Raw genomic sequence first — 13278 nt, 5'->3', positions numbered from 1 at the left:
TAGGACACGTGCGCCCCGGCTGCCTGTCGGGGCGCGGTTTCCCGCTGCACAGAAGAGGCGATTAATATGAAAACCTACCGATTTCTGACGACAATAGCAGCGGCCGGCCTCCTCCTTTCCGCCTGCGGGGCCGGCGGCGACTCCGGCGGCGGGGGCTCCGACGAGAAGGCCCTGACCTGGGCCAGCACCGGCGGGCAGTTCCAGGAGGACGAGAAGAACGCCCTTCAGGTGCCGTTCACCGCCAAGACCGGCACCAAGTTCACCAATATCAGCCCGGCCGAGCAGGCCCAGGTCCGTACGATGGTGGCCTCCGGCAAGACCATCTGGGACCTGGCGAACATGAGCTGGATCTACGCCGGCGCCTACTGCGGCGAGCTGTTCGAGAAGCTCGACAACCCGGCGCTCGACCGCAGCAAGTTCCCCGAGGGCACGACCGGCGAGTGCTTCGTGCCGACGTACCGGTACGCCAACATCTTCAGCTACAACGCCGACCTCTACCCGAACGAGAAGCCGACGAAGATCGACGACTTCTTCGACACCAAGAAGTTCCCGGGCAAGCGGATCGTCTACGACTACCCCAAGGCCGGCCTGTTCGAGGCCGCGCTCGTGGCCGACGGCGTGCCGGTCGACCAGGTCTACCCGCTCGACCTCGACCGGGCGTTCAAAAAGATCGACACCATCAAGGACTCGCTGGTCTTCGCGCCCAGCTACGGCGCGATCCAGCAGGCGATGGTGGACAAGCAGGCCAGCATGGTGCTGACCGTGACCGCCCGCACGATCGTGTCGGCCCAGAGCGGCGCCAACCTGGTGCCGGTGTGGGACTTCAACACCACCGACATCGGGGCGCTGGTCATTCCCAAGGGCGCGCCGCACAAGGAGCTCGCCCAGGAGATGCTGGCCTTCGTCACCGAGCCCGCCCAGTCGATCGCGTACGCCAAGCTGACCGGCACCGCCCCGTCCCGTCCCGAGATCGACCTCAACTTGGTCGGCTACACCGACGAGCAGAAGAAGTTCAACGCCTTCCTGCCCGACCGGGGCCGCACCCTCGAGCAGGACAAGCAGTGGTGGATCGAGAACACCGACGCGCTGGTCAAGCGCTGGACCAGCTGGAAGGTCGGCTGACCATGGCTGTCGACACAGCCACGCGGGAGGCGCCGGCCCCGGCCCCGGAAAAGGTCCGGGTCCGGCGCACCTCCGGCTGGCTCTATCTGGCTCCGGCTCTCGTCGCGCTGGTCGTTCTCTTCGTCGCCCCGCTGGCGAGCCTGGTGGTCGACAGCTTCACCGAGCCGGAGACCGGGCTGGGCAACTACGCCTCGCTGTTCACCGACGGCTACACGGTCAAGGTGCTGGGGCGCACCCTGCTGGTCGCCCTGATCGTGTCGGTGGCCGGGGTGCTGATGGCCTACCCCTACGCGTACGCGATGACGCTGTGCGGCCCGATGATGCGCGCGGTGCTGGTGACCGTGGTGCTCGTGCCGTTCTGGACGAGCATGCTGGCCCGCAACTTCGCCTGGCTGGTGCTGCTGCAGGACGGCGGCGTGGTGCAGAAGATCCTCACGCCGTTCGGGCTGGGCGACGTGCGACTGCTCGGCACTCCCCTGGCCGTCGGCATCTCGATGACCCAGGTGCTGCTGCCGTTCCTGGTGCTGCCGCTCTACAGCGCGATGTCGCAGATCGACGGCCGGTTGGTGGCGGCCGGGCAGAGCCTGGGCGCGCCCCGGGCCCGCGCCTTCCGCCGCATCTATCTGCCGCTGTCGACACCCGGCGTGGTGGCCGGCATGTCGCTGGTCTTCGTGCTGGCGCTGGGCTTCTACGTCACCCCGGCCCTGCTCGGCTCGACCCGAAGCGCGATGATCGCCCAGGTCATCAACGTGCGCGCCCGGGACCTGCTCGACTTCGGCGGCGCCGGCGCGATGGGCATGTTCCTCCTGGTCGTCACGCTCGTCGTGCTCGGGCTGAGCCGGCGGCTGGCCGGGCAGAACGTGGCCGTGACGGCGGCCGGCGGGCAACCCACGCGGGCCGGCTCGACCGGCGGGGCGCAATCCTCCCCCGTACGCCCGTGGCTGCGCGTCCACACCATCGTCGTCGCCGTCATCCTGGTCGCCCCGACGCTGGTCGTGATCCCGATGAGCTTCTCGGCCTCGTCGACGTTCCGGTTCCCGCCCGACGAGTGGTCGCTGCGCTGGTACGAGAACCTGTTCACCTCGCCCGGATGGACCGCCGCCATCCTCAACACCCTGCAGGTCGGCCTGTACGTGGCCGTCATCGCGACGGTGCTGGGCACGATGGCCGCGTTCGGGCTGGCCCGGCTGAGCCCCCGCCCCCGGGGCGCGGTCAACGCCTTCCTGCTCTCCCCGATGATCGTGCCGCACATCCTGGTCGCGCTCGTGGTGTTCTCGGCGTTCCTGCGCACCGGCCTGAACGGCACCCTGTTCGGCATCATCCTGGCCCACACCGCGATGGCGCTGCCGTTCGTGGTGATCGCGGTGACGGCCCGCTTGCAGGGCATGGACGCCCGGCTGCCGGCGGTGGCGGCCAGCCTCGGCGCGAGCCCGGTCTCCGCCTTCCGGCGGGTCACCCTGCCGCTCGTGATGCCGGGCATCCTCTCGGGGGCCGTGCTGGCCTTCGTGTCCTCGCTCGACGAGGTCGTCATCGCGCTGTTCCTGCAGGCGCCCGGGGCGATCACCCTGCCCGTCCAGATGTTCAACAGCATCACCGTCCAGATCGACCCGACGATCTCCGCCGCCTCCAGCCTGATGGTCGTCCTGGTCAGCGTTCCCATTTTGCTCGCCCAACTCGCGGGGGCACGGAAGCGGAGGTCCCGATGACAGGCGCCCGGGTTCAACTGGCCGACCTGACCAAGCAGTACGGCTCCGGCACGCCCGCGGTCGACCACATCGACCTCAAGATCCAGCCGGGCGAGTTCCTGACGTTGCTCGGTCCCAGCGGTTCCGGCAAGACCACGACGCTCAACATGATCGTGGGCTTCACCGAGCCGACCTCGGGACGCATCGAGCTCAACGGCAAGGACATCTCGCGGACACCGGCCCACAAGCGCAACTTCGGCATGGTGTTCCAGAACTACGCCCTGTTCCCGCACCTCACCGTGGCGCAGAACGTGGCTTTCCCGCTGCGCGAGCGCAAGGTGCCCGCGGCCGAGACGGCCAAGCGAGTCACCGACGCCCTCGAGCTGGTCGACCTCGGCGGCATGGGCGAGCGCCGCCCGCACGAGCTCTCCGGCGGTCAGCAGCAGCGGGTGGCACTGGCCCGTGCGGTCGTCTTCTCGCCCAACCTGCTGCTGCTCGACGAGCCGCTGAGCGCGCTGGACCGCAAGCTGCGCCAGTCGTTGCAGCGCGAGATCAAGCGCCTGCACGACGAGCTCGGCCTCACGTTCGTCTTCGTCACGCACGACCAGGACGAGGCGATGACGCTGTCCGACCGGATTGCGATCTTCGACAACGGCCGGATCGTCGCCGTGGGCACGCCGACCGAGCTCTACCACCGGCCCACGACCCAGTTCGTGGCCCGCTTCCTGGGCGAGTCGAACGTTTTCGCGGGCCGCTACCGGCCCGAGTCCGACGTCTGGGAATGGCACGACCGCAAGTGGGCGGTCGAGGCCGGCAGCCGGGCCGGGGACAAGGCCCTGATCGTGCGGCCCGAGCGTCTGCGGGTCGCCCTCGACGAGACGTCGGTGCCCGCCGGGAGCAACGTCGCTCCGGCCACGGTCACCGACGTCTCCTTCTACGGCACGTACTACCGCATCGAGCTGGCCTACGCCGACGACTCGGCCGGCTGTTCGGTGCTGCCCGTCGGCGCCCCGGCGGCGATCGCCCCGGGCGCCCGGGTCGTCGCCCACTGGCGGCCCGAAGACCAGGTCCTGGTGAGCGAGTGAGGAACACGATGGAATTCGAGTACGGCTTCACCACCGAGAACGAAGACCGGCAGCCCGACGAGCAGGCCGACAGCCTGCTGGTGGGGGCGGTCGACCTGCACCAGCACCCCGGGCCCAGCCCGTTCCCGCGGCGCATGAGCATCCTGGACGCGGCCCGCGACGCCGCGGCGTACGGCTACCGGGCCATCGTGGCCAAGTCGCACCACCACAGCATGGTCACCGACATCCTGGCGCTGCGCTCGGCCGGGCTGGCCGACGTGACGACCGAGGTCTACGGCGGGGTCGCGCTCAACCGGACCGTGGGCGGCCTCAACCCGTACGCGGTGGAACTGGCCCTGCGCATGGGCGGGCGGATGGTGTGGTTCCCGACGCTGTCCTCCACCGCCCACGTCAAGCACCACGAGCACCACGACACCGGCTTCCCGACCCCCGAGGTCGACCTGCGGCCCAACGAGATCATCACGATCCTCGACGACACCGGCGCCGTGCTGCCCGAGGTGCGCGACATCCTCGACGTGATCGCCGCCGAGCAGGCCGTGCTGACCTGCGGGCACCTCGGCGTCGAGGAGTCCGACGCGCTGATCGGCGCCGCGCTCGAGGCCGGGGTGAGCCGGATCGTGGTCAACCACCCGATCTTCGTGGTGGGCGCGTCGATCGAGCAGGCAGTCGCGTGGGCCCGCAAGGGCGTGACCATCGAGCACTGCGTGGTCATGTACTTCGGCCGCGAGGAACGCCGGCGCGACCTCGACGAGCTGCTCACCTTCATCAAGGAGGTCGGCGTCGAGCGGACCGTGCTGTCGTCGGACTCGGGGCAGAAGAACAACCCGCTGCCGGTGACGCTGTTCCGCCGGGCCGTGCGCGGGCTGCTCGACGCGGGCATCGGCGAGGACGACATCCGCCGTCTGGTCGGCACGACGGCCGGGCAGCTGCTGGCGCCGTGAGCCGCTATCAGGTGACGATCGTCAAGTACGGCACCCGCCGGACCGTGCGCAGCGACGTCTTTCTCAACCACCACCTGTACGGCGAGCCGGACGGCCCGATCGGCATGGACTACTTCTTCTGGGTGGTCCGCAACGCCGAGCACACGATCGTGGTGGACACCGGGTTCTCGGCCGCGGGCGGGGCCGGCCGCAAGCGGACCACGCTGATCCGGCCCGTGGACGCGCTCGACGCGCTCGGTGTCGACCGGGACGCCGGGCCGCCGGTCGTCGTGACCCACGCGCACTACGACCACATCGGCAACCTCGACCTGTTCCCCCGCTCGCCGGTGATCATCGCGGCCGCCGAGTACGACTTCTGGACCGGCCCGTACGCGTCGCGAACCCTCGTGCACCACTCGGTCGAGGACGCGGAGATCGACTACCTGCGCCGGGCCCGCTTGCAGATCTTCGACGACGAGACCGAGGTGGCGCCGGGCGTGCGGGTGATGCGGCTCGGCGGGCACACCCCGGGTCAGAGCGTCGTCATCGTGCCCACGACGGCCGGGACGGTGCTGCTCGCCTCGGACGCCGTGCACTACTACGAGGAACTGGACCGCAACATGCCCTTCACCCAGGTCGCCAACCTCATAGACATGTACGCCGGCTTCGACCGGATCCGCGCGCTGAGAGCGGACCACATCGTCGCGGGCCACGACCCGGACACGCTCGGCCGTTTCACCCCCGTCGGCGGCGAGCTGGCCGGCTTGGCCGCCACCATCGGCCTCGCCCACTCCTCCTCCACAGGCCGCGCGTCATCCACAGGCCCCGTGTCGTCCACAGGCCGCGCGTCATCCACAAGCTCCGTGTCGTCCACAAGCTCCGTGTCGTCCACAGGACCCGCGTCGCTCACCAAGCCTGCGACGTCCGTGGGGCGTGGGGCGACGGGGCGGGGGGAGTTCTGATGAGGGTCGGCTTTGTGGGGCTGGGCAACATGGGCGGGCGGATGGCCGCCTGCGTCGTGCGGGGCGGGCACGAAGTACTCGGCTACGACGTCCGCGCGGAGAACGTCGCCGCGGCCGGCGCCAAGCCCGCCGCGTCGGTGGGTGCGGTTGCCGACGGCAGTGACATCGTGCTGCTGTCGCTGCCGGACAGCCGCGTCGTCGAGGCCGTGATGCAGGAACTGCTCCCGCACGCGCGGGCCGGCCTGCTCGTGGTCGACCTGTCCACCGCCGCGCCTGACTCGACCGTACGGCTGCACGGTTTGCTCGCTGCCCGCGGCGCCGCCTATCTCGACGCGGGCATCTCCGGCGGCGCGGCAGCGGCCGAGAACGGCGCGCTGACCCTGATGGTGGGCGGCGACGCCGACGTGCTCGATCGGGCGCGGCCGGTGCTCGACCTGTTCTCGGCGCACATCTTCCACTGCGGGCCCAGCGGCGCCGGGCACACGGTGAAGCTGCTCAACAACTTCCTCAACGCGATCGCGTTGTCGGCCACGGCCGAGGTGATGGTGGCGGGCAAGAAGGCCGGGCTCGACCTGGAGACTCTGCTGGCCGTGCTCAACGCGAGTTCCGGCGTCAACTTCGCCACCCTCAACCGCTTCCCCAAGATCATCCACGGGGACTACCTCAAGGGCGGGCTCACCAACACGTTGATGCTCAAGGACGTCAACCTGTACGTCGAGCTGGCGGCCCGGCTCGGGGTGGCCAGCCTCAACTCGGCCGGGCCCGTGGCCAGCTTCGGAACCGCTCGCGCGCTCGGTTACGCCGACGAGATCAGCAACACCGTGGTCGACGCGATCGGGGACCTGTCCGGCGGCGTCCGGCTGCACACCCCTGCCGACAAGGAGCACTCATGAGGATCGTCCGCACGTCCGAGCGCGGGCCGGTCGACCAGCGCACCACCGTGACCGGGCAGGTGTGGTTCGAACCGGTGCTGCCCACCACCGACGACGCCACGATCGCGTCGGTGACCTTCGCGCCGGGCGCCCGCACGTTCTGGCACGAGCACGAGCGCGGGCAGATCCTGCACGTCGTGACCGGCCGCGGCCTGGTCTGCTCGGACGGCGGCGAGCCGCAGATCATCCGGGCCGGTGACATCGTGTGGGTGCCCGCCGGGGAACGGCACTGGCACGGCGCCGCCCCCGACTCCGTGATGACCCACCTGGCGATCTCGCTGGGCGTCACCCGCTGGGCCGAGGAGGTCGCATGACGACGATCGGGTTCGTCGGCCTCGGCAACATGGGCGGTCCGATGTCGTCGCTGTTGGTCCAGGGCGGTTTCCCCGTACGGGGTTATGACGTCTCCGCCGAGGCCCGCGCGGCAGTGGCGTGGTCGGTGGAGAGCCTGGACGACGCCGTGCGCGACGCCGGCGTGGTCATCCTGATGCTGCCGGACTCGGACATCGTCGAGGCGACAGTCCGCTCGATGACGGTGGGGCCGGGCACGACCGTCGTCGACATGAGCTCGTCGGAGCCGCTGCGTACCCGGGCCCTCGCCGAGGAGCTGGCCGGGCGCGGGATCACGCTGGTCGACGCGCCGGTGTCGGGCGGGGTCGCCAGGGCCCGTACGGGGAAACTGACGATCATGACCGGGGGCGCGCCCGGCGATCTCGCGCTCGTGGAACCGATCCTGGCCTGCCTCGGCACCACCACGCGGGCCGGTGACGTGGGCAGCGGGCACGCCGTGAAGGCCCTGAACAACCTGATGTCGGCAACCCACCTGCTGGTGACGAGCGAGGCGATGCTGGCCGGCGAGCGTTTCGGGCTCGACCCGGCCACCATGCTGGAGATCTTCAACGGCTCCAGCGGGCGCAGCGGCTCGACCGAGAACAAGTGGCCCAGCTTCGTGCTTCCCGGGACGTTCGATTCGGGTTTCGGGCTGCGGCTGATGCTCAAGGACATGCGTATCGCGGTCGGGCTGGCCGCGCAGGTGGGCACGCCGGATCCGCTCGGGGAGGCCGCCGTCTCGTTCTGGGAGCGGGCCGCCTCCGTCCTGCCGGCCACCGCCGACCACACCGAGATCGTCAACTGGCTGCGAGAGGAGCTGCCGCGATGACGCTGACCGCCCGGCAGGAAGAGATCAAGAACGAGTTCATCCGCGTACGGGGGACGTGGAGCGACACCTGGGAAGGCGTGCTGCGGCTCGACCCCGAGTTCCTGCGGGCGTACCTGAACTTCTCGGCCGTGCCGTGGCGCTCGGGTGTGCTCGATCCCAAGGTGAAGGAGTTCATCTACATTGCGATCGATGCGAACGCCACCCACATGTACCTGCCGGGCGTCCGCCAGCACATCCGGGCCGCCCTGGCCCTCGGCGCGACCCCCGAAGAGATCATGGAGGTGCTGGAGCTGTCGGCGACCCTGGGCATCCACGCCATGAACATCGGCGTGCCGATCCTGGTCGAGGTGCTCGAGGAGAAGGGCCTGCGGGACGGGCCGGCGCCGCTGGACGAACGGCAGGAGCAGCTCAAGGCCGACTTCACCAAGACCCGGGGGTACTGGCACGCGTTCTGGGACGAGATGCTGGAGCTGGACCCGGACATGTTCGAGGCGTACACCGAGTTCTCGTCGGTGCCGTGGCGCACGGGCACGCTGGAGCCGAAGGTCAAGGAGTTCGTCTACATCGCGTTCGACACCGCGGCCACCCACCTGTACGTCAAGGGACTCAAGCTGCACATCGAGAACGCGATCGGGTACGGCGCCACGCCCCGCGAGATCCTGGAGGTCATGGAGATCGCGTCGGTCCTCGGCATTCACGGGGTGACCGCGGCCGCCCCGATCCTGCTCGAGGAGATCTCTCAGCGGGCGACGTAGCCGCCGTCCACGCTCAGGATCGTGCCGGTGATCCCGGCCGATTCCGGCGCGGCCAGGAAGACGATCGCGCGGGCCACCTCGCCGGGCGCCGACATGCGCCCGATGGGGTGGTTCGCGAGGGTCACGGCCAGGCTGGCGGCCGGGTCGGGGTCGGCCGCACGGGCCTCGTCCATGAACCCGGTGTCGACAGCTCCGGGCGCGACCGCGTTGACCCGCACCCCGCGGCCGGCCCACTCCACGGCGAGCTGCCGGGTGAGCTGCACGACGGCGCCCTTGGTCATCGCGTACACACTCTGATTGGCGATGCCGACCAGCCCCGAGATCGAGGCCGTGTTGACGATGCTGCCGCGGGTCTCGGCCAGGTGGGGCAGGGCGGCGCGGGCGAAGCGGAACGCCGGGCGCACGTTGGTGGCGAACAGGGCGTCGAAGTCGTCGTCGGTGGTTTCCAGCACCGGGCGGCGCAGGAAGCGGGCCGCGTTGTTGACCAGGAGGTCGAGGCGGCCGAACTCGTCGATCGCGCGCCCGATCGCGGCCGCCGGCGTCCCGGGAGCGGTCACGTCGGCCACCAGCGGGACAACCGCGCCGGCCTTGGCCAGGTCGTTCACCTCGGGCGAGAGGTCGACCGCGACAACCCGGTAGCCCGCCGCACTCAACTGCTCCACCACTTCACGCCCGATCCCCCGGGCGGCTCCCGTCACTACCGCGCTGAGTTCCATGGCTCCCCTTCGTATGATTGTATGACAGTCATACACTCTAGTCGTACGGAGGGCCGCTGTGGAAGATGTCGACCTCGCTGTCAGAACCGCCGCGGCGGCCGCACCGGGCTGGCGCCGGCTGGCCGCCTTCGACCGGGGGCGGGCGCTGATGGCGATCGCCCGCCGGATGGTCGCCGAACTCGAGGAGCTGACCCGGCTCGAGTGCGCCGAGACAGGCAAGCCGGCCGCGCTGGCCGAGGCAGAGATCCGCGGCGCCGCGGAGTACTTCGAGTTCTACGCCTCGCTGGTGCACCTGCCGTCCGGCGACGTCCTCGACGTGCGGCCCGACCTGCACGTGTACACGGTCCGGGAGCCGTACGGGGTGGTCGGGGTCATCACCCCGTGGAATCTGCCGCTCAACCAGGCCGCCCGCGCGGTCGCCCCCGCCCTGGCCGCGGGCAACGTCGTGGTCGTCAAACCCGCCGAGGTCACCTCGGGCACGACCGTGGAGCTGGCGCGGATCGCTGACGAGGAGGGGCTGCCGCCGGGTGTGCTCACCGTTGTCGTCGGGCCCGGGGCGACCGTGGGCACGGCGATCGTCGAGCACCCGCTGGTCCGCAAGGTGGCGTTCACCGGGTCGGTGCCGGTCGGGCAGAGCATCGGGCGGATCGCCGCGGAACGCATCCTGCCGCTCACCCTCGAACTGGGCGGCAAGTCGGCCACCATCGTGTTCGCCGACGCCGACCTGACGCGCGCGGCGTCCGAGGCCGTACGGGCGTTCACCACCAACGCCGGACAGGTCTGCTCGTCGGGCACCCGGCTGCTGGTCGAACGGCCCATCCACGACGAGTTCGTCGCGCTGGTCGCCGCGGCCGCCTCCGCCGTCACGGTCGGACCGATGATCACGGAGAAGCAGTTCGAGACCGTACGGCACTACCTGACGGTGGCCGAGGCCGAGGGCGCCCGGGCGGTCATCGGCGGCGCCGTGGGCGAGGGACGGCACGTCCCCCCGACGGTTTACACCGGGGTCACCAACGACATGACGATCGCCCGGGAGGAGATCTTCGGCCCGGTGCTGGCGGTGATCCCGTTCGACACCGAGGCCGAAGCGGTGGCGCTGGCCAACGACAGCGACTACGGGCTGGTCGGCGGGGTGTTCACGGCCGACATGTCGCGCGCGTTCCGGGTCGCCGGGGCGATCGAAGCCGGTCAGGTCTACATCAACTCGTGGTCGACGCAGTCGGTGCAGATGCCGTTCGGCGGGCACAAGGCCAGCGGGTACGGGCGGGAGAAGGGCATCGAGGCGCTCAACCACTACTCCCACGTGAAGAGCATCAGCGTCCAGCTCTGACGATCGCGGCCACTGCGTCCCGGCCCGCCCGGTTCGCGCCGACCGTGGACTGGGAGGGCCCGAAACCGATCAGATGCACCCGCGGCTCCGCGGCGGCCATGGTGCCGGACATCCGGATGCCGCCGTCGGCGTTGCGCAGCCCCAGCGGGTCGAGGTGCGCCAGGGCGGCCTTGAACCCGGTCGCCCACAGGATCACGTCGACCGAGGTGAAGGACCCGTCCGATTCCCGTACGCCGTAGGGCTCGATCGCCGTGAACATGGGCCGCCGCTTCCGCTCGGCCTCGGCGGCGAACGCAGTCCGCAGCAGTCCCGTGTACGAGACGACGCTGCCGGTCGGACGGCCCGCCTCGACGTCCGCGGTCACCCGGGCGATGACGTCGCGCCCGGCCGCCTCCGGCTCGAACCCGTCGGTGCGGAAGACCGGGACCCGGCGCGTGTACCAGAACGTGGTCGCCACTCGGGAGATCTCCTCCAGGTGCTGGAAGGCCGAGATGCCCCCGCCGACCACCGCGACCCGCTTGCCCGCGAACCGCTCGGCCGACACGTAGTCGCGGGTGTGCAGCTGCACCCCGGCGAACGTCTCCCGCCCCGGGTAGTACGGGAGCACCGGGTTGGTCCAGGTGCCGGTCGCGTTGATGATCGCCCCGGTGGTCCAGCGGCCGGCGCTCGACTCGACCAGCAGCCCGTCGGCCCCCTTGTCGTGCACGGCGGTGACGGTGACCGGCCGCAGGATCGGCGGGTCGAACCTGCGCTCGAACGCCTCGAAGTAGCGGGGCACCGCCGTACGGCTGGGCTCGGCGGGGTCGGGCTCCGGCTGGGCCAGGCCGGGCAGGTCGAAGATCCCGTTCACGGTGCCCATCCGCAGCGACTCCCACCGGTGCCGCCACGCCCCACCGGCCCCGGTCCCGGCATCCAGCACAACGAACGTCCGCTCCCCGCCCCCGGACCCGCTCCCCGCGGCATCGCTTCCGCGCGCGAAGCCGCCGTTCCCTGGGCCGCTCCTCGAGCCACCGCTTCCGCGGCCGCCACTTCCGGCGCCCCCACTGCCGAGGCCGTTGCTCTCCAGGCCGCCGCTCTCCCGCGCTCTGCTCTCCAGGGCGCTGGTGAATCCCCGCCGCAACAGGTGATACGCGGCGGACAGGCCGGACTGGCCCCCACCGATCACCACCACCGACGCCGATCTCTCTGCCACGCCCAGCAGAACACTTCCCGGTGCGGCCGCATTTCCGGCCGGCCCTTCCTGAACATTTCCGATATATACGGCAGCGCGTCAATGAAGCCGGTGCCGTACCTCCGGTAGGCCTGCGACCGGCTCGCCCCGTCGATGCATCATCCATGCTGGTCGTCACCCGGAAGGGGCCGGAGAGCCGCACGTTTTATCCGGTTTATTCGGTATAAATCTAGGGCGTGTTCATCACTCGCCTGCTCGCCGCCACGCTCGCCGGCAGCACCGCCCTCAGTGCCGCCGCGTCGCCGGCCATGGCCGATCCCGCGTCCGACCGGTTCGGACCGGCCCACGTCTTCCGGTGGACCCCGCAGCCCGCCCCGATGCCCGCGCCGGGTTCGATCATCAGTTCGGCTCCCCGCGCGCTGCCCGAGGGACTGCGCTCGCTGGCCCGGGCCAAGCAGATCAAGTACGCGACCACCGACGTACGGGGCAACGCCACCTTCGCCTCGGGCCTGGTGCTCACGCCGCTGAGGAACAAGAAGAACAAGACCGTCGTGTGGGCCCACGGCACGACCGGCATCGCCGACAGGTGCGCGCCTTCGGCCAACGACGACGTGTTCTGGCCGGAGGCCCGGGTCGCCGTCTCGTCGCTGCTGGAGCGCGGCTGGACGGTGGCCGCACCCGACTACCCGGGGCTCGGCACCCCGGGACCGCACCCCTACCTGATCGGCGACAGCGAGGGCCGCTCGATCATCGACAGCGTCCGGGCCGCCCGCAACCTCGACGACGACCTGTCCCGGGAGTACGTCGTGGACGGCCACTCGCAGGGCGGGCAGGGCGCGCTGTTCGCCAACCAGCTGGCCGGAGGGTACGACGGCGGCCTGCAGCTGCGTGGCACGGTGAGCATCGCGCCGACGAGCCAGACCCGGGTGCTGGCCGAGGCGATCCCGGGCACCGAGGGGCAGGGCTTCATGGCCATGGCCCTCTACGGGCTCAACGCCGTCGAGCCGTCGTTCAAGCCGGAGACCGTGCTGACCGGTGCGGCGCTCGGCCAGGGCGACGCGCTCCGCCAGGGCTGCCTCAACGAGGTCCTCGCGACCTACGCCCCGCCGCTGAAGCTGCTCAAGGGGGACAGGCTGCCCGAGGCCTGGGTGGACAAGCTGGCTGACTACGTCGACCCGGCGCAGACGCCGCTGACCGCGCCTGCCTTCATCGTGCAGGGCGCCGACGACGCGATCGTGCCGGCGGCCCTCACGGACATCCTGGTCGGACAGCTCAAGGGCGCCCCGGTCCGCTACGACACGCTGCCCGGCCGCGATCACGACAGCGCGGTCGTCGACTCGACCGGCCGGGTGGCGGCCTGGATCAACCAGCGCTTCGACCACCCCTGAACTGCGGAAACGCCGGAACCCTCAAGGTCAACCTCAACCTGAACCTCAAGTAG

The 13278-nt window shown here is 70.5% G+C and carries 12 protein-coding genes and 1 pseudogene; 11 read left to right on the top strand and 2 right to left on the bottom strand.

What is annotated here, in order from left to right; translation table 11 throughout:
- Positions 1-66: 66 nt before the first annotated feature.
- Genes C8E87_RS35370 through C8E87_RS35330 form a run of 9 tightly spaced genes read left to right on the top strand, consistent with a single transcriptional unit; the run spans position 67 to position 8620 of the window.
- Complete coding sequence (locus C8E87_RS35370) at positions 67-1122, top strand: extracellular solute-binding protein (RefSeq protein ID WP_133877756.1); 1056 nt, start codon at positions 67-69, stop codon at positions 1120-1122.
- Positions 1123-1124: 2 nt separating this feature from the next.
- Complete coding sequence (locus C8E87_RS35365) at positions 1125-2828, top strand: ABC transporter permease subunit (RefSeq protein ID WP_133877755.1); 1704 nt, start codon at positions 1125-1127, stop codon at positions 2826-2828.
- On the top strand, positions 2825-3892 hold the full coding sequence (locus C8E87_RS35360; protein ID WP_133877754.1) for an ABC transporter ATP-binding protein: 1068 nt from the start codon (positions 2825-2827) through the stop codon (positions 3890-3892). The genes C8E87_RS35365 and C8E87_RS35360 overlap by 4 nt, the downstream gene beginning before the upstream one ends.
- Before the next feature lie 8 nt (positions 3893-3900).
- Positions 3901-4833: a DUF6282 family protein gene (locus C8E87_RS35355; RefSeq protein ID WP_133877753.1), complete on the top strand. Its 933-nt coding sequence runs from the start codon at positions 3901-3903 to the stop codon at positions 4831-4833.
- A complete protein-coding gene (locus C8E87_RS35350; protein WP_166661384.1) occupies positions 4830-5774 on the top strand; it encodes an N-acyl homoserine lactonase family protein in 945 nt (314 codons plus the stop codon). The genes C8E87_RS35355 and C8E87_RS35350 overlap by 4 nt, the downstream gene beginning before the upstream one ends.
- Entirely contained in the window at positions 5774-6667 is an 894-nt protein-coding gene (locus tag C8E87_RS35345) for an NAD(P)-dependent oxidoreductase (RefSeq protein WP_133877752.1), read from the top strand. The genes C8E87_RS35350 and C8E87_RS35345 overlap by 1 nt, the downstream gene beginning before the upstream one ends.
- A complete protein-coding gene (locus C8E87_RS35340; protein WP_133877751.1) occupies positions 6664-7020 on the top strand; it encodes a cupin domain-containing protein in 357 nt (118 codons plus the stop codon). Before C8E87_RS35345 ends, C8E87_RS35340 begins: the two co-directional genes overlap by 4 nt.
- Entirely contained in the window at positions 7017-7865 is an 849-nt protein-coding gene (locus C8E87_RS35335; RefSeq protein ID WP_133877750.1) for an NAD(P)-dependent oxidoreductase, read from the top strand. Before C8E87_RS35340 ends, C8E87_RS35335 begins: the two co-directional genes overlap by 4 nt.
- Positions 7862-8620 carry a carboxymuconolactone decarboxylase family protein gene (locus C8E87_RS35330; protein WP_133877749.1) on the top strand — a complete coding sequence of 253 codons (759 nt, stop codon included), beginning with the start codon at positions 7862-7864 and terminating at the stop codon, positions 8618-8620. Before C8E87_RS35335 ends, C8E87_RS35330 begins: the two co-directional genes overlap by 4 nt.
- On the opposite strand, the gene C8E87_RS35325 is transcribed toward C8E87_RS35330, so the two are convergent.
- Entirely contained in the window at positions 8605-9336 is a 732-nt protein-coding gene (locus tag C8E87_RS35325) for an SDR family NAD(P)-dependent oxidoreductase (protein ID WP_133877748.1), read from the bottom strand. The two genes, C8E87_RS35330 and C8E87_RS35325, sit on opposite strands and share 16 nt — an antisense overlap.
- A gap of 52 nt (positions 9337-9388) precedes the next feature.
- On the opposite strand from C8E87_RS35325, the pseudogene C8E87_RS35320 reads away from it, so the two are divergent.
- Positions 9389-10666, top strand: a pseudogene (locus C8E87_RS35320) (aldehyde dehydrogenase family protein); the annotation flags it as partial.
- Here the strand turns inward: C8E87_RS35320 and C8E87_RS35315 are convergent.
- Positions 10650-11858 carry an NAD(P)-binding domain-containing protein gene (locus C8E87_RS35315; protein WP_239080442.1) on the bottom strand — a complete coding sequence of 403 codons (1209 nt, stop codon included), beginning with the start codon at positions 11856-11858 and terminating at the stop codon, positions 10650-10652. The pseudogene C8E87_RS35320 and the gene C8E87_RS35315 sit on opposite strands and share 17 nt — an antisense overlap.
- Positions 11859-12073: 215 nt before the next feature.
- On the opposite strand from C8E87_RS35315, the gene C8E87_RS35305 reads away from it, so the two are divergent.
- On the top strand, positions 12074-13225 hold the full coding sequence (locus tag C8E87_RS35305; RefSeq protein WP_133877746.1) for an alpha/beta fold hydrolase: 1152 nt from the start codon (positions 12074-12076) through the stop codon (positions 13223-13225).
- Positions 13226-13278: the final 53 nt, after the last annotated feature.

It is taken from the genome of Paractinoplanes brasiliensis (genome assembly GCF_004362215.1).
In the GTDB taxonomy this organism is placed as follows: Bacteria; Actinomycetota; Actinomycetes; order Mycobacteriales; family Micromonosporaceae; genus Actinoplanes; species Actinoplanes brasiliensis.
The sequence above is the reverse complement of the archived record's forward strand: the minus strand, read 5'-3'. Positions and strand labels throughout refer to the sequence as shown.